This is a genomic window from Kaistia soli DSM 19436, from assembly GCF_900129325.1.
GTDB lineage: Bacteria > Pseudomonadota > Alphaproteobacteria > Rhizobiales > Kaistiaceae > Kaistia > Kaistia soli.
Map to the genome: position 1 here is coordinate 1,586,132 of NZ_FQUP01000001.1, position 25,513 is coordinate 1,611,644.

Annotated in this window: 20 protein-coding genes and 1 tRNA gene; 5 read left to right on the forward strand and 16 right to left on the reverse strand. The window is 64.5% G+C overall.

Going from position 1 to position 25,513, the window contains the following annotated elements:
- Positions 1 to 3: 3 nt before the first annotated feature.
- The 3 genes from dnaG to BUB39_RS07780 all read right to left on the reverse strand — a co-directional run bounded on the left by dnaG (position 4) and on the right by BUB39_RS07780 (position 3,463).
- Positions 4 to 1,947 (reverse strand): DNA primase, encoded by a 1,944-nt coding sequence (gene dnaG / locus BUB39_RS07770; protein WP_073052346.1) that lies wholly within the window; start codon positions 1,945 to 1,947, stop codon positions 4 to 6.
- Between the two features lie 75 nt (positions 1,948 to 2,022).
- On the reverse strand, positions 2,023 to 3,006 hold the full coding sequence (locus BUB39_RS07775; RefSeq protein WP_073052347.1) for a small ribosomal subunit Rsm22 family protein: 984 nt from the start codon (positions 3,004 to 3,006) through the stop codon (positions 2,023 to 2,025).
- 4 nt (positions 3,007 to 3,010) lie between these two features.
- Positions 3,011 to 3,463, reverse strand: a complete 453-nt coding sequence (locus BUB39_RS07780) for a GatB/YqeY domain-containing protein (protein ID WP_073052348.1) — start codon at positions 3,461 to 3,463, stop codon at positions 3,011 to 3,013.
- A 234-nt stretch (positions 3,464 to 3,697) separates the two neighbouring features.
- On the opposite strand from BUB39_RS07780, the gene carA reads away from it, so the two are divergent.
- Positions 3,698 to 4,921: a glutamine-hydrolyzing carbamoyl-phosphate synthase small subunit gene (gene carA, locus BUB39_RS07785; protein WP_073052349.1), complete on the forward strand. Its 1,224-nt coding sequence runs from the start codon at positions 3,698 to 3,700 to the stop codon at positions 4,919 to 4,921.
- Between the two features lie 116 nt (positions 4,922 to 5,037).
- Positions 5,038 to 5,958: a diacylglycerol kinase family protein gene (locus BUB39_RS07790; RefSeq protein ID WP_175561775.1), complete on the forward strand. Its 921-nt coding sequence runs from the start codon at positions 5,038 to 5,040 to the stop codon at positions 5,956 to 5,958.
- On the opposite strand, the gene BUB39_RS07795 is transcribed toward BUB39_RS07790, so the two are convergent.
- Positions 5,937 to 6,656, reverse strand: a complete 720-nt coding sequence (locus BUB39_RS07795; RefSeq protein ID WP_073052870.1) for an SIMPL domain-containing protein — start codon at positions 6,654 to 6,656, stop codon at positions 5,937 to 5,939. The genes BUB39_RS07790 and BUB39_RS07795 overlap by 22 nt on opposite strands.
- A gap of 209 nt (positions 6,657 to 6,865) precedes the next feature.
- On the opposite strand from BUB39_RS07795, the gene BUB39_RS07800 reads away from it, so the two are divergent.
- Both BUB39_RS07800 and BUB39_RS07805 read left to right on the forward strand, forming a co-directional pair.
- Entirely contained in the window at positions 6,866 to 7,993 is a 1,128-nt protein-coding gene (locus BUB39_RS07800) for a sensor histidine kinase (protein WP_073052350.1), read from the forward strand.
- Positions 7,994 to 9,012: 1,019 nt separating this feature from the next.
- Positions 9,013 to 9,591, forward strand: a complete 579-nt coding sequence (locus tag BUB39_RS07805) for a GGDEF domain-containing protein (RefSeq protein WP_244540175.1) — start codon at positions 9,013 to 9,015, stop codon at positions 9,589 to 9,591.
- Between the two features lie 156 nt (positions 9,592 to 9,747).
- Here the strand turns inward: BUB39_RS07805 and BUB39_RS07810 are convergent.
- From BUB39_RS07810 to BUB39_RS07835, 6 genes are all read right to left on the reverse strand, one after another.
- Positions 9,748 to 9,823: transfer RNA gene (locus tag BUB39_RS07810), tRNA-Ile, on the reverse strand.
- An 82-nt stretch (positions 9,824 to 9,905) separates the two neighbouring features.
- The gene (locus tag BUB39_RS07815) at positions 9,906 to 10,433 is read right to left on the reverse strand and encodes a GNAT family N-acetyltransferase (RefSeq protein WP_073052352.1); all 528 of its coding nucleotides are present in this window, start codon (positions 10,431 to 10,433) and stop codon (positions 9,906 to 9,908) included.
- Positions 10,434 to 10,451: 18 nt separating this feature from the next.
- The gene (locus tag BUB39_RS07820) at positions 10,452 to 11,336 is read right to left on the reverse strand and encodes a carbohydrate ABC transporter permease (protein ID WP_073052353.1); all 885 of its coding nucleotides are present in this window, start codon (positions 11,334 to 11,336) and stop codon (positions 10,452 to 10,454) included.
- Positions 11,333 to 12,229 (reverse strand): carbohydrate ABC transporter permease, encoded by an 897-nt coding sequence (locus BUB39_RS07825; RefSeq protein ID WP_073052354.1) that lies wholly within the window; start codon positions 12,227 to 12,229, stop codon positions 11,333 to 11,335. The genes BUB39_RS07820 and BUB39_RS07825 overlap by 4 nt, the downstream gene beginning before the upstream one ends.
- A complete protein-coding gene (locus tag BUB39_RS07830; protein WP_073052355.1) occupies positions 12,226 to 13,362 on the reverse strand; it encodes an ABC transporter ATP-binding protein in 1,137 nt (378 codons plus the stop codon). The genes BUB39_RS07825 and BUB39_RS07830 overlap by 4 nt, the downstream gene beginning before the upstream one ends.
- Before the next feature lie 245 nt (positions 13,363 to 13,607).
- Complete coding sequence (locus BUB39_RS07835) at positions 13,608 to 14,867, reverse strand: ABC transporter substrate-binding protein (RefSeq protein ID WP_073052356.1); 1,260 nt, start codon at positions 14,865 to 14,867, stop codon at positions 13,608 to 13,610.
- Between the two features lie 164 nt (positions 14,868 to 15,031).
- Between BUB39_RS07835 and BUB39_RS07840 the strand changes: the two genes are divergently transcribed.
- Positions 15,032 to 15,898, forward strand: a complete 867-nt coding sequence (locus tag BUB39_RS07840) for a GntR family transcriptional regulator (protein ID WP_084526994.1) — start codon at positions 15,032 to 15,034, stop codon at positions 15,896 to 15,898.
- Between the two features lie 89 nt (positions 15,899 to 15,987).
- On the opposite strand, the gene BUB39_RS07845 is transcribed toward BUB39_RS07840, so the two are convergent.
- The 6 genes from BUB39_RS07845 to BUB39_RS07870 form a co-directional block, all read right to left on the reverse strand.
- Positions 15,988 to 17,562 carry a glycosyltransferase gene (locus BUB39_RS07845; protein ID WP_073052357.1) on the reverse strand — a complete coding sequence of 525 codons (1,575 nt, stop codon included), beginning with the start codon at positions 17,560 to 17,562 and terminating at the stop codon, positions 15,988 to 15,990.
- A 121-nt stretch (positions 17,563 to 17,683) separates the two neighbouring features.
- Positions 17,684 to 18,856: a hypothetical protein gene (locus BUB39_RS07850; RefSeq protein WP_073052358.1), complete on the reverse strand. Its 1,173-nt coding sequence runs from the start codon at positions 18,854 to 18,856 to the stop codon at positions 17,684 to 17,686.
- Positions 18,857 to 18,926: 70 nt separating this feature from the next.
- A complete protein-coding gene (locus tag BUB39_RS07855) occupies positions 18,927 to 19,262 on the reverse strand; it encodes a DUF4200 domain-containing protein (protein ID WP_210187043.1) in 336 nt (111 codons plus the stop codon).
- 11 nt (positions 19,263 to 19,273) lie between these two features.
- Positions 19,274 to 21,574, reverse strand: coding sequence for a glycosyltransferase family protein (locus BUB39_RS07860; protein WP_073052360.1), 2,301 nt, complete (start codon positions 21,572 to 21,574; stop codon positions 19,274 to 19,276).
- Between the two features lie 129 nt (positions 21,575 to 21,703).
- Positions 21,704 to 23,941: a glycosyltransferase family 2 protein gene (locus BUB39_RS07865; protein WP_073052361.1), complete on the reverse strand. Its 2,238-nt coding sequence runs from the start codon at positions 23,939 to 23,941 to the stop codon at positions 21,704 to 21,706.
- Positions 23,938 to 25,512, reverse strand: coding sequence for a glycosyltransferase (locus BUB39_RS07870; RefSeq protein WP_073052362.1), 1,575 nt, complete (start codon positions 25,510 to 25,512; stop codon positions 23,938 to 23,940). Before BUB39_RS07870 ends, BUB39_RS07865 begins: the two co-directional genes overlap by 4 nt.
- Position 25,513 lies beyond the last annotated feature (1 nt).

Sequence of the window (25,513 nt, forward strand, 5' to 3'; positions counted from 1 at the left end):
CACCTAGACAGTGCCGAGCCGGCGGCCGGACGTCGCGCCGAACCCCTCGATTAGGGCCTCGGTGCCTTCGCTGTTCGCCATCTGCTTCTGGATGTCGACGAGGTGGGCCAGATTGGCGTCGCTCGGCTCGGAGGCGAGGGCAGCCTCGGCATCCTTTAATTCCTTATGTAACGTGCGCGCCTTCCGATGCAAGGTGAGCGCCTGGAGCCAGCCGTCGAGCGCGTCCTGTTCGGGCGCGCCGGCCTCTGCCTGCCAGATGCCGCCCAGCTTCAGATGACGATCCAATCGTTCCACCAGTTCGCCAAATCCCGCGCCCATCAGCCTCTGCATCAAGTCCCCGGAACCGACATGCGGATCTTCGGCCGCAATCTCTAGGATTTGCGAGCGAAGAGAGTCAAGGTCGCGATTCGTCAACTCGATATGTGCAAACGCATCGAAGTGGTCGGCAATGAGCGCGGGATGATGCGCCATGGTCATTACGAGGACCGTCTCGCGGAGGCCTGCGACCGGCCGGCTGCGTATCTGCTGTAGCGCGGCGGAAATCGGCGGCGCCTGCATGCGGAAGGTCGGCACATAGCGGGCGTCGGCTGGGCCGTCGCCCTTTCCGCGCCGGAATGATGACTGTCTCGGCCCGCCGCCGCGACGATTTCCCTCGCGCGCATCGCCGCCGAAAAAGGCGCGGGCGCGTTCGGAGAGCGCTTGCTCATAGTGGCGGCGCACGGTCTCGTCGCCGACCGAACGGGCGATGTCGCGCAGCTTAGCCTCGAAGGCTGCGCGGCGTTCGGGCGTCTCGAAGCCGCCCTGGTCCGTCTCGCGCGTCCAGATCATCTCGACCAGTGGCTTCGCCGACGCGAGGATGTCGGCCATGGCAGCACGGCCGGAATGGCGGACGAGATCGTCGGGATCCTGGCCCTCGGGCAAAAGGGCGAAACGGATCGACCGACCCGGCTTCAGCGCCGGCAGCGCGAGATCCACCGCGCGATAAGCAGCGCGAAGGCCGGCCTTGTCGCCATCGAAACAGAGGATCGGCTCCGGCGTCTGGCGCCAGAGAAGCTCGAGTTGGTGCTCGGTCAGCGCCGTCCCGAGCGGCGCGACGGTGTGGCCGAAGCCGGCGACGACCATGGAGATGACGTCGACATAGCCCTCGACGACGACCAGAGTGCCGGCCGCCTGAACGGCCTTCCGCGCCTCGAAACCGTTGTAGAGGAGGTCCCCCTTCTTGAAGAGAACAGTCTCCGGCGAGTTCAGATATTTCGCCTGCGCATCGGGCGAGAGCGCCCGTCCGCCAAAGGCGACGATCCGTCCGCGGAAATCTGTGATCGGAAACATCACGCGGTCGCGGAAGCGGTCGAAGGAAACTGGGATGTCGTCGCCGGCTATGAGGAGGCCCGTCGCGACCATGTCGTCGTGGCTGACGCCCTTGGCGGCGAGATGCTCCTTCAAGGCGTTGCGGCTGGACCGGGCATAGCCGAGGCGGAATCTGCGCTGGATGTCCGGCCCGAGATCACGGCCCGAGAGATAGCCCCGTGCATTGGCGCCGTCGCGGGCCTGCAGCCCGTCCTCGAAGAAGCGGCAGGCAAGCTCCATGACTTCATGCAGCGACGCGCGGACCTTTTCCTGCGCCTCGGCGCGCTCGTCGCGCGCCGGCAGCGCGAGACCGGCGTCGGCCGCCAGGCGCTCGACGGCCTCGGGAAAGGATAGTCCCTCATGCTCGGTCAGAAAGGTGAAGTGATCGCCGGAGACGCCGCAGCCGAAGCAGTGATAGCGGCCTTTGCGGTCGTCGGCGTGGAACGAGGGCGACTTTTCGCCATGAAACGGGCAGCAGGCCCAATAATCGCCCTTGGCCGGCTGCGACTTCCGCCGGTCCCACGACACGCGCGGGCCGATGACGCTCGAAAGCGGCAGCCGAGCGCGGATATCATCGAGGAAGGAGGGCGAAAAGCGCATGATCGGCCTTGCTGAACTGCCGATTATGTAGGGATTTGCACCCCGCAATGCAAAGTCCGTGCTGACTTATCCCTGCTATCCCCCGCCGACTTCTACGGCCGTGAATACATCGCCCCAATCGGCGCGCCGCGCCTCCCGAAAGACGTCGCCCTCGCGGCGGGTAACGAGGCGGTCAGCGCGGGTTCCGTCCGGGCGGCAGAGCTTGAGCTGGACGCGGCCGCTGCCGGCGCGCGGCGGGGCGAGGATGCGGGCTGGTCGTGTTTCGGCAGGGATGCGGCTCGCCGCCAGATAGATGAATTTCTCGTCCTCGAAGGGCACTGAGGCGTTCTTCGTTCGAAGATGCACCCGGCTGCGTGCGACACGGGCCGCGAAGTGGCACCAGTCGGGGGCCGAGAGGGGGCAGGGCGCCTCATGCGGACATGGGGCGACAATGTTTGCACCCGCCTCGATCAGCGCGGAGCGGGCGTCGAGGATGCGCTGCCAGCCGGCCGGCGTGCCGGGTTCGACGATGAGGAGAAGCCCCGTCGTGGCCGTCCAGGCGGCGGCGACGAGTTTCGTCCGCAGTGATGGCTCCAGTTCGTCGAGCACATAGGTGATGGTCACGAGGTCGTGCTGCGCAAGGCTCGGGAGCCCCGCGGCAAAGTCGGCAGCCTGCCAATTGCGGGCGAGGGGCGCGCCACTCGCGAGCCGCTCGCCCTGATGGCGCATCGCGGCGCTGCCCTCAATCAGCGTTGCCCGGGCCAGCGACGGCCAGCAATCCGCGGCTGCGAAGACAGCCGTACCAGGGCCTGCGCCGATATCGAGCTGGCTGGCGGGCTTGAAGTAGGGAAGTCGTTCGTCCGCCGCGCCCATTGCGGCACGGGTGGCGGCATAGGTCGCCGGCAGGCGGGCGGCGAGATAGGCGCGGGCGGCGGCGTCGGCATCGACGTGGAAGCGGCCGTCGCGCAGTTCGGCGCGATAGCGCGCGGAGAGGGCGGAGGCGCTCGCCGCCAGCTCGTCCGTCGAGACGCCCGCTAAGGCGGCTTCGACAGCCGATCTGAGGGCGGGCGGAAGTTCCATGATGTCACGCGGTCAGGGCAGCCTTCACAGCCGCGCCGGCCTTTGCGAAATCCATAGCTCCGGCGTGGTGCGCCTTCAGCTCACCCATGACCTTGCCCATGTCCTTGATGCCGACGGCCCCGGTGGCGGCGATGGCCGCGTCGATCGCCGCCTTCACGCCTGCTTCGTCGAGCTGGCGCGGCAGATATTCCTCGATCACGGTGATCTCGGCCCTTTCCTGCGCAGCGAGCTCAGGGCGCGCGTTGTCTTCATAGATCCTGGCTGATTCCTGCCGCTGCTTCACCATCTTGGCGAGCAGGTCGATCAGTTCCGAATCGCTTGCCGCAGTCGTTCCGGCGCCGCGCGCCAGGATGTCGCGATCCTTGATTGCTGCGGAGATCAGCCGCAGCGTGCCGGTCCGCTGCTTGTCCTTCGCGAGCATCGCGGTTTTCAGGTCCTGATTGATGCGGTCGCGCATGGCGGGCTTCCTTCCATTTTGCCGGCACCATAGGAGCAACATCGGAGCCGTTCAAGCCACATTCAGCTAAGCTATTGAAAGTGCTTGAGATTAATTTCAGCGTCCTGGTTGACGGACGCGGACTGATCGCCTAGGTTCCGCGCCGACGTCGACAGGGCGGCGGATCGCGCGATCCGGCGCGCCTTGGCATGCGGGTATGCACCCGGCGTCCGACAGCTTTGACGGTGCTCAATCATGACCGACGGAACGACTGTGTTGGCGGAAGATGCGGTGTGGGCGGAGCCCGAACCGACGGCGCTTCTGATTCTCGCCGATGGGACCGTGATCGAGGGCCGAGGCATCGGCGCCACCGGCCATGCCGTCGGCGAAGTTTGCTTCAATACGGCGATGACCGGGTATCAGGAAATCCTGACCGACCCGTCCTATGCCGGGCAGATCATCACTTTCACTTTCCCCCATGTCGGCAATGTCGGCACGAATGACGAGGATATCGAGACGGTCAATATGGCCGGCGCCTCGGGTGTGCGTGGCTGCGTGATCAAGACCGACATCACCAACCCGTCGAATTATCGCGCGTTGCGCCATTTCGATGCCTGGCTGCGGGCGCGCGGCATCATCGGCATAGCCGGGGTCGATACCCGCGCCCTGACGACTCTGATCCGAGAGAAGGGCATGCCCAACGCCGTGATCGCCCATGCTGCCAATGGCAAGTTCGATCGCGATGCGCTCTTGGCCGAGGCTACCGCCTGGCCGGGACTTGTCGGCATGGACCTCGCGCCCGACGTCACCACAGGCCAGTCCTTCCGCTGGGACGAGACGACCTGGCAGTGGAATGCCGGCTTCGGACGTCAGGAGGCGCCGCGCTACAAGGTCGTGGCCGTCGACTATGGCATCAAGCGCAACATCCTGCGGCTGCTCGCCGAGGCCGGCTGCGCCGTCACTGTGCTGCCTGCCACCGCGACCGGCGAGGACATCCTCGCCCACGAGCCGGACGGCGTGTTCCTTTCGAACGGCCCGGGTGATCCGGCGGCAACCGGCGAATATGCCGTGCCGGCGATCCGTGCCGTGATCGAGGCCAACGTGCCGCTGTTCGGCATCTGTCTCGGCCATCAGCTGCTCGGCATCGCGCTCGGTGGCGAAACCAAGAAGATGCATCAGGGGCATCACGGAGCCAATCATCCGGTCAAGGACCTGACGACGGGCAAGGTCGAGATCACCTCGATGAACCATGGTTTCGCGGTCGATTCGGCCTCGCTGCCCGGTTCGATCGAGGAAACGCATGTCTCGTTGTTCGACGGCTCCAATTGCGGGCTGAAGGTCAAGGACAAGCCGATCTTCTCGGTCCAGTACCATCCGGAAGCCTCGCCCGGTCCGCAGGACAGCCACTATCTCTTCACGCGCTTCGTCAACATGATCCGCGCCCGCAAGGGTGAAGAGGCGCTGCCTGAGCAGGGATAAGCGGTTCCATTGTCGCCAGGGCGCGGAGAAGCGCGCTTCTCCGCCGGATCGTTCCTTGCGTTTCAGCGTTTGACGCCTAGATGCTGCATTCGCGCGGCATGCGCTTGGGGGCATCTTTGGCTGACACCGTCATCATCTTGAATGCGCGCGCGGGAACGATCCGCGATCTTCAGCCGAAGGAGGTCGAGGCGCAGGTGCGGGAGGCCTTTGCCGGCCACACCGAAAGCGTCGCGGTCGAACTGGTCGAGGGCGAGCGCTTCATCGCCGCCATCGACAAGGCCGCCGAGTCCGAGGCTTCTACCATCATCGTCGGGGGCGGCGATGGATCGGCGAGCTATGCTGCGCGCAAGCTCATCGACAGCAACCGAACGCTTGGCGTGCTGCCGCTCGGCACCATGAACCTGTTCGCACGCAGTCTTTCGATCCCCGCCGATCTCAACCAGGCACTCGATATCCTGGCAAAGGCCGAGCCTGCTCGGATCGATCTCGGCGCGGTCAATGGCCGAATCTTCCACACGCTGGCCGGGCTCGGCTATTTCGCGGAAGTGGCGCGCGCCCGCGCGCAGGTGCGCGAGGACACCAACCTACCCTTCGGTCGCTATATCGCGGCAGCGCGCGCCTCGCTGCGCGCCTTCGTTCGGCCGGGTATTCTCGAATTGACGATCGATGCTGACGGCGGACGGCGCGACATCGAGACTTACGCCCTCTTCATCGGCAACAACCGCTTGTCGGATGGTGGTTTTGACCGGCCGCGCCTCGATGAGGGGCTGCTGGAGGTGCACTATGCCGAGGGTGCGGATTTCGGCAATCGCATGCAGGCAGCGATCGACCTCCTGGCCGGGCGCTGGCGCGAAAATCCGGCGATCCAATCCTTCACCGCGAAGACAGTGACGGTTCGGAGCCGCCGGCCGAGGCTCTGGGTCTCGGTCGACGGCGAACTGACCCGGCTCGAAACGCCGCTGCGTTTCGAATGCCGCGCCGGGGCACTCAACGTGCTGATGCCGGCGGCGTCCGATCAGCGCGGAGCGATGGCGTAGACGATCGTCGCGTTGGCAGAGATTTCCTGCGTGCCGCCCATGACAGGAGAAGCTGGCATCGCATCTTTCATCGCCATGGCGCGGAACACCGGCGGCCCGCCACCTTCATTGGCGCTGATCGACTGAATGGGCCCGAGCTTGACGCCAGCGGCCTCGGCCATGATCTCGGCCCGGCGCCGCGCCTCTGCGATTGCCGCCTTGATGGCGGCGTCGCGCAGGCCTTCCGACTTGCCGATCTCGAACGAGATGCCGTTGACGCGATTGGCGCCTGCGGAAATTACCTTGTCGAGCAGTGGGCCTGACTTGCCGATGTCGCGGATGCGAACGGTGAGCTGGTTGCTGACGCGGTAGCCCGTGATCTTCGATTGGCCGGCCGGATCCTTGGCGGGATCGGAATAGACGGGTTCGACAAAGAGGCCGCTGGTCGCGACATCCTTCTTGTCGATGCCGGTGCCTGTGATGGTATCGACCACCGCGTTCATGTCCTTGGCGTTGGCGGCGAGTGCCGCCTGCGCGGTGTCGGACTCCGAGACCACGCCGAGCGAGACGACTGCGATATCGGGCGCGGCGCTGGCGCTGCCCTCGCCACTGACCGTCAAAACCGGCGGGCCGGCAGGATCGGCGAAGGCAGGAAGGGCCAGCGCGCCCAACATCGCCGAAGCGAAAAGGGTCGAGCGAAGCAGTCGCGAAGGTCTCATTGTCGTCGGCATCGTCTTCAAATCCCCACTTTCAGCGGCGTCTCTGCCACCTCTCTCCACGGATAGGTGGCCATTGCGACGCGAATGCGGCTTTGCCTTCGCGTCGTCAGGTTGCGGGTGAATATGTGGGCAACTGCTATGCGAGCGGAGCCGCTTTCAGTCCTGCTTAAATCTGCTAGTGGTGATCGACAAGGCGCAAGGAGTTGTTGGTGGAAGCCGGTAAGCATAGCGAAGAAGCGCGACGTATCGCGGCTCTTCACCGATATGATATTCTCGACACGCCGACCGAGCGCGAGTTCGACGAAGTCGTGCGCGTGGTGAGTGCGATCTGCAATGCGCCGATCTCCGTCATCAATCTCATCGATGAGCATCGCCAGTGGTTCAAGGCCGAGGTGGGGCTCGGCGTGCGAGAGACGCCGTTGCCGGCATCGATCTGTGCGCATGCGATCCTGCAGGACGACTTCATGCTCGTCCCGGACACGCTCGACGATATCCGCTTTGCCGGCAACCCGCTGGTGCTGGGCAGTCCTCATCTGCGCTTCTATGCCGGCGCGCTGCTGAAGACGCCGGAAGGGCTGCCGATCGGCACAATCTGCGTACTCGACACCAAGCCCCGCGGTCTCGACGCCAACCAGCAGGCTTTGCTCCGCCTGATGGCGAGCCAGATCATGAAGCTGATCGAATCGCGCCAGCTTGTCATCGCTGAACAGGCCGCGCGACTTCGGGCAGAGCAGCTTGCAGAAGAGAACGAGACGCTAGCGCGGGAGAGCGATCATCGCGTGATGAACTCGCTGCAGCAGGTGTCATCGGTGCTTTCGATGCAGGCGCGCGGCGTCGGTGGCGTCGCGAAAGCCGAGCTCGACAGCGCCCGCCACCGGGTCGACGCGATCGCCCTCGTTCACCGGCAGCTGCATCTCGCGCGTAAGCTGACGTCGGTCGACGCCGCACCGTTCCTGCGGCAGCTGTCGGAACAGATGAAGGCGAGCGCCCCGGCGCGCATCGAGGCGATCACGGTCGATGTCGAGGATCGGTGCCTCGCCCCGGAATGGGCGAGCGCCCTTGGCCTTATCGTCGCTGAGCTGATCGCGAACAGCATCAAGCATGCCTTCCCGGGTGACCGTCGCGGGACCATCGCCATTCGCTATCGCCGCGAAGGAGACGCTTCGGTGCTGAGTGTAGAAGATGATGGCGTCGGCCTGCCCGCGGGGTTTGATCCCGCAAAGAGCAAGGGCGTCGGCATGCGCGTCATCGTCGCCAAGGCCCGGCGTATCGGAGCCGAGCTCACCTCAGAATCAATCGGCGGCCGAACCACCTTCCGCCTTCGCCATTCCGGCTAGCGCCCATCCGCCCCCGATGCGCTCGAACGGGAAGATGGTTGCGCTAGGCTGAACGCCGCTTTTGCAGTCATCGACGCTGTCTCTGATAACGAGCGAGACGTTCGCGATCTCGCGCTGAAATCGCGGTAGTGGGCGCCGAGGCGGTCAGGGCCTTGGCCGTCAGCGGATGATTCGCGCAAACGCCTTGGCGATGCCAAATGGCACCCAGGCCGGCAGGATTCGGTAGGGGTGGCCGAACGGCAGGCGATATCCGTGGCGCCTTGCCTGGCGTGCTTCATGTCGGGCTCGGCGAGGCGACGGCGAAGGCTGATGAATCGTCATATGGTGATGGCCTAGAGCGACGAGCGGGCGGCCCTTGGCGCGTGGGTGCGCCTCGGACGACGAGAATCGATCTGGGGGGAGCTTTCCCCGCCCGGCACGACATTCGCGTCGCACCGCGCCCTCTATTGCATTGCACCATAATGCTGACGGCTTCCACAAAAATGTACAGTTTGCGCCACTTGACTGTTCATCCTTACGGGATTTGTCCCTCGCCAACGTTCCCCGGCAGCCGCAACTTTCGTCCGCTTTTCAGACGTCGGATCAGGCGGTCGTGAACGTGCCTACCTGATCCAGCGACCGCTCCCGTACCAGATGCCCCCGATGCATCTGGCGCTCACGCCGAAGCTGCTATCCGACTCTTGCCGTCAGAGGCCGCGCCATGACACGCGCTCATGAGGAGTGTCAATTTCCCGCGATTTCGCTCACGATAGAAATCCTGCTGTTCTATAGAGTGGCCCCCGCATCACAATGATCATCGATCATAGATCGAATGTCCCCGCAGGGTTGAACTCAGATGAGATCTATTTTCTCGCGAACTGGCAGGGGGCCGTGTTTTTCTGGTTACGGCTATCGGAACCTTAGGTTGCATTGGCGTAGCGCTTTTCGTCGACTCATTTAACTTTCCCAACCTTGATTCGTCCCAACTCGCGCGGTCGCTAACCGTCGACATTATGCTGCCGATCTTTCTGGCGGTGCCGATGCTGTTTCTGTTGATGAGCAAGCTACGCGAACTGGCGATTGCCAATGAAGAGCTTGCTACCATTGCCGCCACAGACAGCCTTACCAGCGTTTTGACGCGCGGCGCGTTCACCGTCCTCGTTGATGCCTATCTCGCCAAGTTCAGCCATGATGCAGAGCGAATGAAGGGCGCATTCCTGGTCGTCGACGCTGACGAGTTCAAACGCATCAATGATCTATTCGGCCATAGCTCAGGCGATGAGGCTCTTCGCCTGATCGCATCGACAATTCGCCAGAACCTGCGCCCTCAGGATCTGGTTGGCCGAGTCGGTGGCGATGAATTCACGGTCTTCCTGCCGGGATTGAGTCACAGCCAGGCCATCGCCATTGCGGAGCAGATGCGCCAGACGATTCAGGCCGCGGAGGTTCGCTTCCTCGATGATCGTCGGCGCCTGTCGATCAGCATCGGCGGGACGACTTTTGCTCAGCCGACAAGTTTCGATGCTCTGTTCAACGCGGCTGATGAGCGGCTCTATTTGGCCAAGTCACGCGGCCGCAATCGCATCGAGATCGAGCCTCTTTTGTCGCCCGCGGCGTGAACCCGGCCCGTGCGTCGGTTCGAATGCGGTCGGTCGCCGACATGGTCGATGTAGGCGTCGCTTTGATTGGTCGCACATCCCCGGGGCGCCACCAGCGTCTGCGAATGTCGGCAAACGCCTTGCCAGGCAAGCAGGATCAACGTCGAAAGCCGGTGTTGGTGGGCCCACCAGGACTCGAACCTGGAACCAGACCGTTATGAGCGGTCGGCTCTAACCATTGAGCTATAGGCCCCCGGGACCCGGTATAGCGGATCGGGTCCGCGCGGCAAGAGGGTGGCAGGCTTCTCGACCGGCGTGTTGCTGGCTCGGCCTGTTCAGTCGGCCGGCGGCTCGGATGACGCATGTGACGATGATATGTCGTCCGGATGTGCGAGCGGCAGCATGCCTTTGTAAATGCCGGGTTCGGAGCTTGGGATCGCGATCGCGCCGACCGAGCGGGCGTAGAAGCCGGTCGGGCCGGCGCCGCCGATGACGCCATAGGGATAGCCGACGGCGTGCATGTCGAGCAGCGTCGCGAGCAGCAGCGCATGACCGATGCCACGGCCGCGCAGCGCGTCGTCGACGCCCGTCGGGCCGAAGAGGCCGCGCGCCGTTGCGTCATAGCAGGCGAAGCCGGCGATCGCCTCGTCCTTGACCGCGATCAGGCAGGACGGCGGCTGGCGGCAGGTCGCCACCGTCGCCTCGCTGACCCAGCCCTGGCCGAAGCGCGGGCCGATCCAGTCGGCGAGCGCGCGAAGTTCGGGCGGCAGGATGCGGCGGATGACGACGCCCTCCTGCGCCATGCGCGCGTCAAGAGCCGCGTCGCGCTTGAGGTCGTAGAGCTTGACCAACATATCCGGCATGAAAAAGCAATCCTGACGTCAGCCCTTCACCGCGCCGGCTGTGAGGCCCGCGACGATCCGGCGCTGGAAGATGAGCACGAGAATGATGAGCGGCAGCGTCACGGTGACCGAGGCGGCCATGATCTGGCCGAAGGGATATTCGTAACGCGAACTGCCGCCCATGAGACCGATGGCGACCGGAACCGTCCGGTTTTCGTCGGTAAGGATGAAGGTCAATGCGAACAGGAATTCGTTCCAGGCAAGGATGAAGGCGAGAATGCCGGTCGAGGCCAGCGACGGGCCCATCAGTGGCAGCAGGATCTTCGTCAAAATGCGGAAATGGGAGCAGCCGTCGATGATCGCTGCTTCCTCCAGCTCGCGCGGGAATTCCCGGATGAAGGTGGTGAGGATCCACGTCGTGAAGGGAACGGTCGCAAGAAGGTAGGTCAGAATGAGCGCGCTCGGCCTGTTATAGAGGCCGAGCCAGTTGATCAGCTCGAACATGCCCGAAAGCACCACGACCTGCGGGAAGATCGAGATCATCAGGATCGTCATCAACACGCCGCGGCGCTGCGGAAAATCGATGCGGCCAAGGGCGTAGGCGGCCGAGATGCCGAGAATGAGGGATAGAGCCGTCGTCGAACTGGCGACAAAGGCCGAATTGACGAGTGATCCCAGGAAGATCCTGTTCTCGTAGAGCGCCTTGTAATAGGTCAGATCGAAGGCGGGCAGGAAGGTGTTGCGGTAGAGAGCGGCGCCCTGCTTGGTCGAGGAGACGATCGCCCAGTAATAGGGGAAGAGCGTGTAGATGAGCACGAGCCCCACGGCGACGACGAGGAAGCCCTTCTTGATGCGCCGCTCCAGGCGATAGCTGGCCGAGCTGCGACGACGGCGGGCGGGGAGGGCGACGGCCGCGTCGGTCATGGTGCTTCTCCCGCCGCGCGATCAAGCCTGAGCACGCCGATGATGAGGATGGCGACGAAGGCGACGAGGAGGAACACCCACGTCGATGCCGCCGAGCCGATGCCAAGTTCCTGGAACGAGATCAGGCGGTTTCTCGCATAAATGGACGCGGTCATGACCTGTTCGCTGGACGCCGCCAGCACATAGGCAAGGTCGAACATGCGCAGGGCATCGAGCACCCGGAAGAGCACTGCGACGCCGATCGCCGGCTTCAGCAGTGGCAGCACGATCGACCAGAAGCGTTTCCAGGCCGGGATGCCGTCGACTTCCGCGGCCTCCATGATCTCGCCGGGGATCATCTGCAGCCCGGCCAGGATCAGCAGCACCATGAAGGGCGTCGTCATCCAGACATCGATGAAGATCACCACGCCCATGATGAGCGAACCGTTCGCCGTCCATGCGATGCCGTGATCGATCAGACCCATCGAGATCAGCACCTGGTTGAGCACGCCGAACTGGTCGTTCAGCATCCATTCCCACATCTTGGTCGCCACCACGACGGGGATTGCCCAGGGCACCAGGATTGCTGCGCGCACGAGCCCGCGGCCCGGGATCGCCTGGTTGATCAGAAGCGCGATGCCGAGACCGAGGACGGTTTCGATGGCGACTGAGACGACGGTGAAGAGCAGCGTGTTGCGAACGGCAATCCACCAGGTCCGGTCGCCGATCACCTCCAGATAGTTCTCGAACCCGATCAGCGAATAATTTGTTGGATCGTCGAGATAGGCGTCGGTGAACGAGAAATAGAATGTCCGCGCCAACGGCCAGACGGCGACGACCAGCATCGCGACCAGCATCGGCGCCATGAACATCCAGGCGGCGCGGCGATCGGCGCGGGCGAGCTTGACGCTCATGCAGCGATCCCTCCGCCGGATGTTTGCGCCAGGGCCGCGGCCGAACGTTCGTGGCTGGCGGCGTGGTCGAGCCGGGCGCCGCTTTCATCGAACAGGAAGAGGTCCTCGTCGCGGAAGGAGAGCCCGACCTTGGTGTCGCGATCCTCGCGCGGACGGGCCGGCAGCCGCACGACCCAGCTGTTGTCGGCGTCGAGACGGACATAAGCGAAATGCTCGTGACCGAGGTCCTCGATCCGCTCAAGGACGCCATCGAGGCGGCCGCTGCCGGGCGCGACGATCGACAGAGCCTCCGGGCGGACGCCGACGGTCGCGGGTGTCGAGCGATTGCCCGTCACATGGCTTTCGAGGCGAAGGCCGCCGGGTCCAGACAGGAGCCAGTCGGCGCCAATGCCGGTCGCCGCGACCGTGGAGAAGTTCATGCGCGGGCTGCCGACAAAGCCGGCGACAAAGCGGCTTTTCGGCGTGTGGTAGAGCTCCTGGGGGCTGCCGACCTGCTCGATGACACCGTGATTCAGCACGACGATGCGATCGGCCAGCGTCATCGCCTCGGCCTGGTCATGCGTCACATAGATCATGGTCGTGCCGATATCGTCGTGCAGCCGGGCGATCTCGATGCGCATCTCCATCCGGAGGTCGCTGTCGAGGTTCGATAGCGGCTCGTCGAACAGGAACACTTCGGGCTTGCGAACGAGGGCGCGGCCAATGGCGACGCGCTGGCGCTGGCCGCCGGACAGCTCACGCGGACGTCGGGCCAGCAGGTGATCGACTTTGAGGAGCTTCGCCACCTCGGCGACCTTGTTACGAACGGCGTCGCGGCCGAGGCCGAGCGTTTCGAGCGCGAAGCCGATGTTCCGGGCGACCGTCATATGCGGATAGAGCGCATAGGACTGAAAGACGAAGGCGATGCCGCGCTTTGAGGCGGGCACGTCGGTCACCGGCTCCCCGCCGATAGAGATCTCGCCGTCAGTGACCGGGACGAGGCCGGCGATGAGGCGCAGTAGCGTCGACTTTCCGCAGCCGGACGGTCCGACAAAGACGATGAATTCGCCGTCGCGGATCGCAAGGTCGACACCGCGGATGACGGGATTGCCGCCATAGCTCTTCGAAACGGATTTCAGCTCGACCGATGCCATGGGGTCTCCGAACGGCACGAGATGGAAGTGGCCGGCCCGCACGGCCGTCATTGCCGATGGTGTGGCAATGACGGCGCCAGGGTCGGGCGCGCTTCGTCATCTCCCTATCCGGGAGCGGCCGCGTGGTGTTACCGGGGTGAGGGGCGATGGTCATCGACCATCGCGCAGAGATCCGCACCCGCAGCTTCTGCCGGCGGCCCTTCCGTCAGGGAGAGGTGAACGAAGCGACGTCGTGCGACATCGCCTCAGCGGCTTTCCTTGAGCTTTTCGAGCCGTGCGGAGAGCTTGGTCAGCCCCGCCTTCACGTCCTCGTCGCCGGTCAGCATGTCATGCACCGCGCGATAGAACGCCTGCGACACGCGGTTGTAGCTCGTGCCGGTATAGCCCGAGGGACGCGTCGCGCTGTCGGCGAAGGCCGGCTGGGTGTCCTTGAGGAAGGGGAGCTTCTTCAGGACGTCAGGGTCCGTGTAGAGCGCGGAGATGGACGGGTTATAGGCCCCCTCGATCGCGCGCATCTTCTGCATGTCGGGGCCGGTGATGAAGCGGACGAATTCGGCCGCGAGTTCCGGCTTGGCGCTGTATTTGTTGACGCCGAAATACATCGGGCCGAGGCAGCCGCTCGACTTTTCGCCAGCCTTGCCGACCGGCAGCGGCATCATGCCGACCTTGCCGACGATCGGTCCGCCGCCGCCCTGCGAGGTGCCCCAGACATAGGGCCAGTTGCGATGGAAGACCGAGTTGCCGGCTTCAAACACGGCGCGCGAGGCTTCTTCGTCATAGCCGAGCACGCCTTCCGGCGAAATCGTACCGATCCAGCCCTTGGCCTTCTCGATCGCTTCGGCTGCGGCGGGATTGTCGATCGTGACCTTGCCGTCGTCCGCGATGATGGTGCCGCCACCGTTCGATGCGATGAGTTCGATGGCGTCGCAGGTCAGGCCTTCATAGCTCTTGGCCTGCCAAGTATAGCCCCACATGTCCTTGCTGCCGGCCGCGCGCTCCTTGTCCTGGATCTCCTTCGCCTGTGCGGCGAGTTCGTCCCAGGTTTTCGGCGGCTGCATGCCGTATTTTTCCAAGAGGTCCTTGCGATAGAACATCAGCCCGACATCCATATAGGCGGGCAGGGCGATCAGCTGGCCGTTGATATCGCCGGCGCCGAGCGTCGACTTGAAATGGGCGTCCTGCTCGGCTTGGGGCACCATGGCCTTGATGTCGAGGAGGTTGTTCTTGAACATGCCGAGCCAGATGACGTCGAGGAACAGGACGTCGACATCGCTCGATTTCGCCGCCAGCAACTGCTGATAGAGCGGGATCGCATCATCGAGCTGTGCCGGCATCTTGTTGATCTTGGCTTCGTTGCCGGTCTTCGCCTTCCATGCGTCGGCCGCCTTGACGCAGAGGTCGTAGTCGGTCGCGCCACAAAAGACGGACACCGTATCGGCCCGTGCCGTGCCGGCGGCGAGCGCAAGAAGCATGCTGGCGCCGAGCGCGAGCTTTTTAAGCGACATGGATGAATTCCTCTGTTCCCTGTGGAGCGGCCGTGCCGCGGCGGGCGGAGCTCTTCTGGCCCCTGCAACGCATCGATATTACCACTGGATATATCCAGGCATGTCAATATGGTCGTGTAGCCGGCTAGCCACGAAGAGGGCACCCGGCGGCAGGGAGACACAGGATGGCAGCGGGGACGGGCCGGTTTCTTTCCGGCCAGGACGGAGCGAGCGCCGCCGGGCGCGTTATCGACGACGAGCCCTTGCCGGTTGGCGACGACCAGTTCGGCGCGGCAGCGGGCATCAGCCGTGCCGACCCGCGGCCGCTGCATCGCCAGGTCCATGGCGCCATCATCGAAGCGATCGAGGCCGGCCGACTTCCCCGGAACGGCAAGCTGCCGTCCGAAAGGGAACTGGTCGACCTTTACGGCGTCAGCCGAATCACCATTCGCCATGCCATGCGCGATCTGGTGCAGCAGGGTTTCCTGCAGAGCCAGCCGGGCAAGGGCTTCTATGTCGCCGCGCCCCAGCGCGGCTTCGAACTGCATCTCCTGAAGAGCTTCACCGCAACGGCGCTGGCGAATGGCCGCAACCCCGGCCAGCGTCTCATCGAAGCGCGCATCTATCGTGCACCGCTCGAGATCACGCGGCCGCTGTTCCTGCCGGAGGGCGCGGAGGTCGTGGTGCTGTCGCGCCTGAGGCTGCTTGATGATGTGCCTGTGGTGATCCAGACCGACTGGATGTCCGCCGCGCGCGCGCCCGGATTGATCGACCTCGACTGGTCATCGCCGAACCGTTCGCTTTATGCCGAGATCCGCGAGCGCTATCGCATCCGCCCGGTGCGTGGCCAGACGACGCTGAGCGCCCGGCTGGCGAGCCAGGATGAATCGGAGCGGCTCGGCCTCGCGCCGCCGGCCGCTGTTCTCACCGTCGACCAGATCGCCTTCGACGCCCGCAACCGGGCCGTCAACCTGACGACGCTGGTGCACCATCCTGAACGATACCCGTTGACGCTCGCCCAGTCAGAGAGTGGCGACATCGAACAGATTTGAGGGGCGAGCAGCGCCACCTGCGTTTGAAGCCCTGATAATGCCGCCATCTCAGGGAAGGGAATGGCCTTGAGCGTCCGTCGGTTGGGCCGTCAGAGACGCTTGCCACTTCCTGACAGGCTGCGGCTGATGCCCCGACGCAGTTTCGTCAGCCGGGCAACGAGGCCGCGGGGCCGTGCAGCCGCTTCCTGCTGCCGTCGCTCAGCCTCGTCGCGAGCCGCGGCAGCCGATGCCTCTTCCGCCGCGCGCACGGCAAGGAAGCTGGCGCGTTCCGCACGGACGTTGGGCGTCGAGATGCGCGGCGCGACCTGCTCGCGGAGACGGATCGGCGATTGCGGGATGAAACCAGCCGATGTCGCGATGACCGGTTCCTGTGCAACGCCGCGCGTCGCTTGCTGTCGCGCTCCGAGCAGGCTTTCGAAGAGCGCTTCGTAATGTTCGGCCTGCCGATCGAGTGTCGCCTCGGCAAGGATGTCATTGCGCGCGATGCGGCCGAGGCCCACCGCCCTGGCGGGAGACGTGACGAGGCTAAGGACGGCGTCGGCGAGCGCGCTGACATCGCCCGGCGCCACGAGCCTCCCATTGATGCCGTCGCGGATCATGTCGTTCATGCCCCCGACCGCAAAGGCGACGACCGGTACGCCGCTGGCCATCGCCTCCATCATCACATTGGGCTGGTTGTCTTCGAGCGAGGGAAGGATCAGGAGATCGGCGGCGTTGTAGATGAATGCCAGATGCTGATCGCTGCTGACGAAACCGAAGGACGTCACGGGGATCCCCAGTGACCGGATCTCGGGCGTCGCCTCGCCGAAAACCAGCAGAGCCAGTTCACCGACGCACTCGGCACCGTTCTCCGGCAGCCTGCGGTTCAGCAACTCGATCGCCTCGATCAGGAGGCTGAACCCTTTGCGCACTTCATCGGTGTAATGGGCGCCGAACAGAATGTAGCGGGTCGACGGATCGAGACCCAGCGCCCGCCGTGCTTCGGCCTTGTCCATGGGCCGAAAGAGGTCCGTCTCGATGGCGTTGGAAATCCGATGCACCGATCCCAGCTCGAATACGCCCGACCGGGACGCGCAGTCGGCGAGCCAGTGCGACGGCGCCACGGCGGCGACATTCGCCTGCCGATAGTTCAGACGCTTGGCGGCGATCAGGGCAGAGGTCATCGCCAGCGTGTCGTCGCTAACTTGCGAGCAAGGCGCGCAGTCGCGCTCGAAGCCGTCGCAGCCGGCCGAATAGTGGCAGCCGCCGGTGAAGTGACCCATGTCATGCAGCGTGAAGACGACGGGCTTTCCGAGAGCGATCAGAAGCCCGGCCATCTCCGGACTGAGCATGAAGTTCGACCAGTGGATGTTGACGACATCGTAGCTGCCGTCACGGATCAGCTCCAAAAGATCGAAACCCTTGCTCTGGAATGAAAAGAACGTGTTGGAACGCGGGGTCCGACGGGAATGCAGATAGTCGTTGTCGATGAACTGCGCGCAGTCATCGTCTTCGGGGGGAACGCCATCGGATTCAACGACGATCGCGTTGGGTTGGGCGTGATTTCGGGTCGCCTGGATGATGTTGACCGCGTGTCCCCGCGCTGACAAACCGCTTGCCAGCCGCTGCATGGCGCGCGGTGCACCGCCGCCGCCGCCGTCTGTACTCAGGATCGCGATCTTCATCGAATTGCTGCTTCGGCCTTCACCTTCAGATGCATATATCTTGGACTGTTCATCTCCTCCAGCGCCATCGATAGGGGCCAGGAGCTCAGCCGCTCGGACGACAGAGGCCGCGCCGCCTCGGTCAAGGCGCCGGCTGCCGGCCGTCTCGGCGGCGCCAGCGACGCCAGCGCTTTTCCAGAACCTTGCCGATCGCCGCGGCCACGCGCCAGAGGTCTCCGAAACCCGCTGCCAGGACACCCAGGGTCGGTGTCTCTTGAGTCACCTTCTCATTGATCGCAAGCGACAGTGGCTTGCCGAGTTCACGCCTGATGACCGGTGCGCCGGGCTCCGCCTTGGCGGTCGCCTGGCTCTCGCCCGTGGCCGCACCGCGGCGCTCGTCGATCACGGCTTTCCGGACCGCCTCACCTTCCGAGCGCTGTGACCAGGGATCATCCGAGACGCCGGGAAACGACATCTCCGCGATGAGGCTGACAGCATGCTGGCTGGACATGGTGTGGATCAGGTGAAGCGTCAGGTCGGCCAGCGCATAGTGCCGCTGTCCCGGATCGGGATCGACACTGTAGAACTCGTCAATATTGCCGAGGCGCTCGGCGAGCTGTTCCGCCAAATGCTTGTCGGCGAGAGGAAGTCGAGCCTGCTCCAACAGATAGGCTTCGCTGATCGCGGCGAATTCGTGCCACTCGCCATCATTCCATGCCTGCTCATGGCTGTGGTGCAGAAGGATCGGATCGGACACAAGCGACAGCGGCGCGTAGAGGCTCGCCGCGACCGGCAGCACATAGTCCCACCAGGGGACACCGAGCTGATACGGGCGGCTGTTCAATCCCGTGAGGGCAGGCGCAATCAAAGCCGGCGTAAAGGCGAACAGATCGACCCCGATTTCGTATTGTCGACCTTCGCGCCGCGTCAGGGACGGTACTTCCCAGCGATGCAGGATCACGCTGGACTGGCGCGCGAGACGGCCCATGCGCGACGCAAGGTCCGTGCATTGCGGCATGAAGATATCGGCGTTGATGATGCCGATCGGCTCAGTCGGAGGCAGATCGGCCAGGACAGCCGCGAGGGACGGCATCTTGCGGGCGCCGGGCGGCAAGACTTCGTCGACAAACCGGTAGGTGACGCCCGGCAGGCCGGCACCGATCAGGTCGCGCTCGGCCTCGTTGTGGACTGAGAGTACGTCGAAGCCATTCGCCTGCCACGATCCAACGCAACGCTTCACCAGATCCTGACCGACGTCGACGCCATCTTCGTCAAGTCGCTTCAGGAGCGGAAAGGCGGAGGTGATCAGCAGCAACGACTGACCCTTTCGAGGTCCGGCTTCGGTCGTTGCGTGTGCCGGCCGGCGCGGAACGACGCGGCACGGATCACGGTTTGAATATGCGTCGGATCAGACGCGACAGCGAGGATCGTCCGCCCTGTCCAAACTCGGCCGGACCAGATGAGGAGGCATCCGAGGCGGCGTGCAGGCCTCCAGAGCGGAGCGACTGAAGCTCGTCCTCCAGGCGGTGGATCTGGCGCTGCAGGTCAAGGTTGAGCGCTCGCTGTTCGACCAGTTCGCGTCCGATAGCGACCGTCCGGTCCGACTGCTCGAGGAAGCGGTCGAGCTTCCTGGTCCAGCTTGCCAGTTGTGCCTCAACCGAGTCCTGGTTTGGCAATGGCGGGACGGCGGCCACGCCGGGGCCGCTCGATGCCGGGGTCAACGTGTCATCACTCATGCTGCTTGGCTCTCAGACGCGGCCACCGCGTCGCGCTTTGGCCTGCTTACCAGAATTCCCGACAGGAATATCCCGATCTGGCGTGTATCCCCACCCTTGCCCTGCTCGGCTGGGGAGATCGTGTAGGCGCAGCGAAGACGCAGCTTGAGCCGTGCGGTTTCGCTCTTGAAATGCACCAGCCGGCTGAGGTGTTGCTGCTGCCAGGTGCGGGCCGGCCCACGAAACACCGGTTCGCCATTGATCTGGATATCGATCGATTGCGGACGGCCAGTCGCGCCGGCGACCGTGAACGCCAATTCGACATTCGCTTCGGACACGCGCTCGCTCAGCAGAAGCTCGATCTCGGATTCGGTTGCCGCCGTCCAGACGCCGCCATCTTCGTGCGGATTGAGATTGGCCCGTCGTTCGTTGATGACGAGCCCGCGCAGCGGTGTGAATGCGTCGATCGGCAGCCGAGGCGGGCGTGAGGCTTGATCCGCGATGGCGGGGGCGAGCGTGGCAATCGACCGGCTCGTGCTGAAGCGAAACCCGTCGCCCATCACTTCCTGATTGAGACGGATCGAGAGGCGGTCGAGCGAGTGCTGCCAGACCGACAGGTCGACCGCGTCCATCGAATTGCCGGTGCTGGCCGAACGCCAGTTCCAGAGCGCCGTCGGGGAGGGGCTGAGCCGGAATGCGCCGAAGCGGGCCAGCATCAGGTAAAGATACATGTCCTCGGCGACGGTCAGCGCGGGATCGACGAGCGTCCGGTCATCAAGACATGACGCGCGCGCGATCCAGGCATTGGACTGGATGTAGTTGTCGAAATTGACCAGGCGGATCAGGTCGAACCCGTCCATGAATTTCAGTTCGCGGAGCTCCGGCACCTCGATGTCCATCGGGCCGGTGAAATTCGGCTGGCTCATGAACTCGATGGGATCTTCCTCGACGCGCACCACGCCGCCGTAATAGAGCGGATGGCCGGGATGGTCGCGCGCGGTCGCCAGCAGATGACCGAAATGGTCCGGCATCACCGTGTCGTCGTCATCGAGCATGGCGAAATACGGCGCCGTGACCTGGCGGAGGCCGGCCCAGAGGGTGGAACTCCGGAGGCCGGTGTTGGCGCAGCGGAGGTAATCGATCGAAAGGCGCTCTGTCCGTTCGGATGTCGCCAGCGCAGCAACGTCATCGCGTCCGTTGTAATCGGCCAGGATCACCCGGTAACGGCCGACGCTCTGGTCGGCAATCGAGCGCAGCGATCGCTTGACGAAATCGAGCGTCCGGCCTCCGGTGCGAATGATGATGTCGACCAGCGGCGCGTCAGGCGCACCCGATGACGCCGCGGCGAATTCGGCGCCGGAGCGGTAAGTCTTCCGAAGATGCTCCTTCGCTTCCGTGACGAAATCGCAGCAGCGGTCGACGGCGTCCTCAAGGCTGAAGTCGCGCTTGAGGATGTCATGGCTCCGGCGCGCCATGGCGCCAGCAGCGGCAGGGTCGGCATTGGCGAAGGCAATGATCTCGCGAACGCGCGCGGCGTTGATTTCCGGGGCCTGCGTCAGATCGAGCCGGAATACGCTGTCGCCGAGAACGCGCCCCGCGAAGGGAATTTCATCGGTGATGATCAGGCAACCGGCCGCCGCCGCTTCGAACAGCCGCATCGATGGCGTGTCCGCCGCCCGGTGGTCGTCCTTGTGCACGCAGAGCGCGATACCGTGACGCGCGAGAGCCGCCTGCATCGAGATGCCGTCATAAGGCACTTCGCCGCGGAATGAGCCCTCATAGCCACGCCAGTTGCCCGCCGGGCCATACAAGGCGATGTCGCCCGAGGCGTGCAACTGCTCGAGAAGGCCGGAATGGCGCTTCCCGTCCCAATGGACGCCGACATAGACCAGTTCGTAGGCATGCCCATCCGGTCGCGGCACGAAGTCCGTTGCGGGCGCCGTCGGCAGGAACAGGAAGTCCGAACGCGGCTTCTGCGTGCCGGTTGAGAATTCGAGATCGTCGAGGAACTGCCCGACATGGGGCGATCCGACGAGATAGGCATCGTGCGAGAGGATCGAGCGGATCCGCAGCGGATCGCCGGCATAGAAGGCCGGCGGACTCCACAAGGCACCCACCGTGAAGAACGGCGTCAGCTTCGGCGTGAATTCATGCGTTGCGATGACGAAATCCGGGGCGCAGCAATGGATATCATCCGAAGTGACGACCTCGTAAGCGTGGTGTCCCCTGGCTTCGGCGACCCGCTTGAACCGCTTGATATACTCGACCTCGGCGGTGCTCGCCATGGTGGGGAAGGCGTTGACGAGGGCAATATGCATGCGCCGGAAATTCCGTGGTCACTCCTGCAATCCTAGCAGGACTGGCCGCGAACAGGTAGAGCGGCCCATCGGTGGCAGATGCCCGTTTGCCAGCGATAGGGAAGGCGCTGTGCCGAGGCGCTACCTGCCTCAGCGCTGTGCCCACTCCGCGTCGCTGACGTCAACGCCTGCCCGCCGGCACACCGCAAGCATCTCTTCGGCCGGGGTCTTCGCAAACCAGTCCATCATGCGCAAAAGGGGCGTTGCGCCGGGCGGTGCGACCGCCGCGATCTCGGCCCACAGTTGCGCGAACCACGGCGTCGTCGCGTCGCCGCGCGCTGCGCCATGGCGCGCATAGAACAGGATGGGCAGTATGTCCGAGCGCCGCGCATCCTCATGCATCAGCAGATAGTAGCGGGTATCGAAGAAGGGCGAGGGATCGCGATATTCGAAGACGCCATAGCGCAGATAGTGCCTCATGGGCCCACCGCGGGTCGTCTTGGCCTCCGGGTTCTGCTCGGCATACCAGTTGTCGAAGAACAACCCGCTCTGCTTCACCATCAGCATGTCGCGCCGCATGCTGAGCGAGCGCTGCCATTTCGAGACGAGGCTGCGTGCCCGGATGGCGCTATAACGCGGCTTGCCGAGCGCCTCGCCTTCGAGATGTTCGCGAAGTTCGGCATGGATCCGTTCCGCCGCCTCGGCATCGCCGTAACGGCCGAGCAGAGCCTTCCACTCGTCATAGGTTTCGCGACGTTTGGTCCATGACAGGCCGCCGCTCGAATAAATGGCGATCAGAGCGCCGCTGTGGTGGACGCTCGCGCCCTTCTCGCGCTGCCGGTACAGGAATTCGTGATCCGCGACGATCCGGTAGCTGGTGTCGTAGCCCGCATCGGCGAGAAGCGCGCGCCGGGTCAGCGTCGCCTGGTGGCACGGCACGCCGGCCAGCCAGCGGGCGTCAATCGCGCCGTCCTTGAGCTTCCGCCAGGTGAGCTCGAAATCGGCGGCGCGGCGCAGCACGTCGCCCTGTTCGGAACGGTAGAGATGGTGGCCGATGATGAAGTCGGGCGTAGCGTCGGCCTGAAGGCTTTCCATGGCCTCGGCGAGTGCGGTCTCGCTGGCGAAGAAATCGCCTGCATTCATGAAGAGGATGTAGTCACCGGTGGCGAGGCGCGCCGCCTTGTTCATCGCGAAATAGGGGCCGTCATCGGCCTCGCTGACCATGGTAGCGATCTGGTCGCGATACCGCTCGATGATGCCGCCGGTGCCATCGCTCGACGCGCCGTCGACGACGACCAATTCGATATTCGGATAGGTTTGCGCCAGGATATTGGTCAGCGTCGCCTCGAGCGTCGCCTCGGCATTGTAGGTTACGACCGCGACGCTGACGCGCGGCCCTGTCGCTCCGCCCGCCCGTTCCGGGGCCGCATAGACGAGCGTCGGGCTTCCTGTGGTCTTTTCCGCCGCTACACCGTCGGTCCCGAGCACGAAGGCCTGGACTCGGCTGAGCGCCTCGTTCCAGCGCCGGCGGCCGAGCAGCGCGCTTTCGCGGGCTCTCTGGCCGAGCCGCGCTGCGTCGCTGAAATCGAGCGCTGTCGGCGTTCCGAGCGGCCAAAGCAGGCCGTTGACGCCATCGGCGATGTATTCGTTCATGGTCGGCTGGTCTGCCGCGACGACGGCCATGCCGCGGCACATCGCTTCGATGAAGGAAAAGCCGATGCCTTCCTGGGCGCGCGGCGCGAAATAGACATTGTGCCTGCCGAGCAGAACCTGCAGCTCATTCGGATCCTCGAACCATGACGATACGGTCAGCCGGCCGTCGACACTCGCCGCCACTGGATCGTCCGCAGCCTCGCCGGGATCGTCGGCGCTGTGGACGTGCAGGCGCTCGAAGGGCGTCGCCCCGATGAGCTTCTCGATGTCCCGCCAGCGGATAGCAGAGGTGCGCTTCCAGAAGAAGCCGCGGAGCCCGGAGAAATCCTCGACCGGCGCGAAGGCGGCAGGGTCGGGCCAATATTGCGCATAGAGCGATGTCAGGCCGGCATGGCCGACGATCCGGTGCAACTCATGGCAGAAGGAAAGGATGCGCGCGCCGGCAAGGCGTCGCCAGTCCGCGGTGCTGAGCAGGTCCGCGCCGTCCCACATCGGCACATAGGCCACGTTCGTAGCCCCCTGGCGCAACAGCCGCTCAACCGGCTGTTCAACCTGCCAGACGATGATGCGGTCGTAGTTGCCAGCAAGAATCGGCGCGACGTCGAGCGGCCGGCGGTCCTGCCAGGAGTTATCCCAAAAGCGATCAACCTGATGGCCGTCCAGCACTTCGCGGACGAAGAAATCCGTCGACTTCGTCTTCTGGTGATAGGAGTGGTCGATGAATGCAATCTTCATCGATGGATCGCCGCGTCTTTCAAGCGCAGAAGATTGATCTCTGCACGCGCTGACTTGAGTTGATCGCGGAGTTGCGAGGCCTTGGCCCGGTCGGCCTCGATCTCGGCCTCGAGCGCGGCCATGGCACCATAGAGTCCACCCTCGCCGGGACGCCCGACCGGCGAGGCGCCGTCGCCGAGAAAGCGCCCGAGCCCGCCCCAGCCGCCGCGGCTGAGCGCAGCTGCAGTCGCCTCGGCGAGATCTTCCTCGCGCACCGGCGGCAGCGTGTCACCCTCCGGTTCAGCGGAAAGCTCAAGATGCATGCCGGCGACGAGCAGGAAATGCTCGCGTGGATCCTTGGGCCGGCGATCGCTTTCGATCTCGAAATAGACATGGCCCTTCGGCAGCGTCACGGGAATGCGCAGCACGATGTTGCGGCGGTGGCCAGAGACCTCAATCGCCTCGTCGAGCATGACTTGCCCGGCCGAGCGAACGGTCAGGTGATTCTTCTGCTGCCAGTTGCGGCATTCGATGACGAGCGTATAGCGCCCGGCGACCGGCACCTTCGACCCCAGCAACATCAGAGGCTGGTTCATCCAGATGACACCGGCCGGCAGGTGCAGCTCCGGATGGGCACCGATCGGCGCGCTTGCGCCCGCGATGACCTCGAGCGGCACCGTCGGGAAAGCCACGCCGCCGGCATGGATCATCGGCGCCAGCAGGGGGCTGCCGAAGTCAGGCACGAAGCGCCATGCCTTCTGCTCAGGGCTGTATTGGGCGACGCTGCGCTTCTGCCGCCGGGCGCCGTTTTCCGATGGCAGCGGAGTGGAGCCCGGTGCCTTTTCGGGTGGCAGGGCGTCAATCTCGCCATAATAGCGATCCATCGATTCCGAGAGCTGTCCGGGCCGGCGCCGATGAAAGCCGAGCAAGGTATCGACCGTGGTCAGCGGGGCGTGGCGGGCGAGGCGGCGCCACAGGTCCCAGTCGCCCGCGAGGCGAAAGCCCTCGTCGAGGCCGCCGATTTTGTCCCAGAGCGAAGCGGTCCAGAACGTGCCTTCCTGCATGACGAAGGCGCCGTTGCGGCCATCATAGTCGCCGGCGACGAGCTTTGCCCTTTCGAAGGCGATCGGGGACTCGACGCCGAGAGTCGCGCCGCGATCGTTGATCAGCGAAACGCGGGACGTGATGAACTCGATCTCCGGAAGATCGGTCATCAGCGCGCGGATCGTAGCGAAGGCGCCTGGCGCAAGGCGGTCATCGGAATTGATCCATCCCATGACCGAAGGCATGTCGGCACTGCCTTCCCGTGCCGTGGTGAAGGCGCGGTTGATCGCCTGATACATGCCTCCATCCTTGGAGACGGTGAAGGAGAACGTGATGCCCCGGCAGCGAACGGGCAGGGCGCCGGAGGCGAGGCGGGCCTGCCATGCTTCGATGATCGCCAGCGTTCCGTCCTTCGAACCGCCGTCCTGGACGTGGTAACGGATAGAGAAATCGCCCGCCTGGGTGACGACCGAGGCGATCGTCTCGTCGAGGAAGTCTTCCGAGTTCAGCGTCGGCGTGACTATGGTGAAGAGATCGCTGGCGCTCATG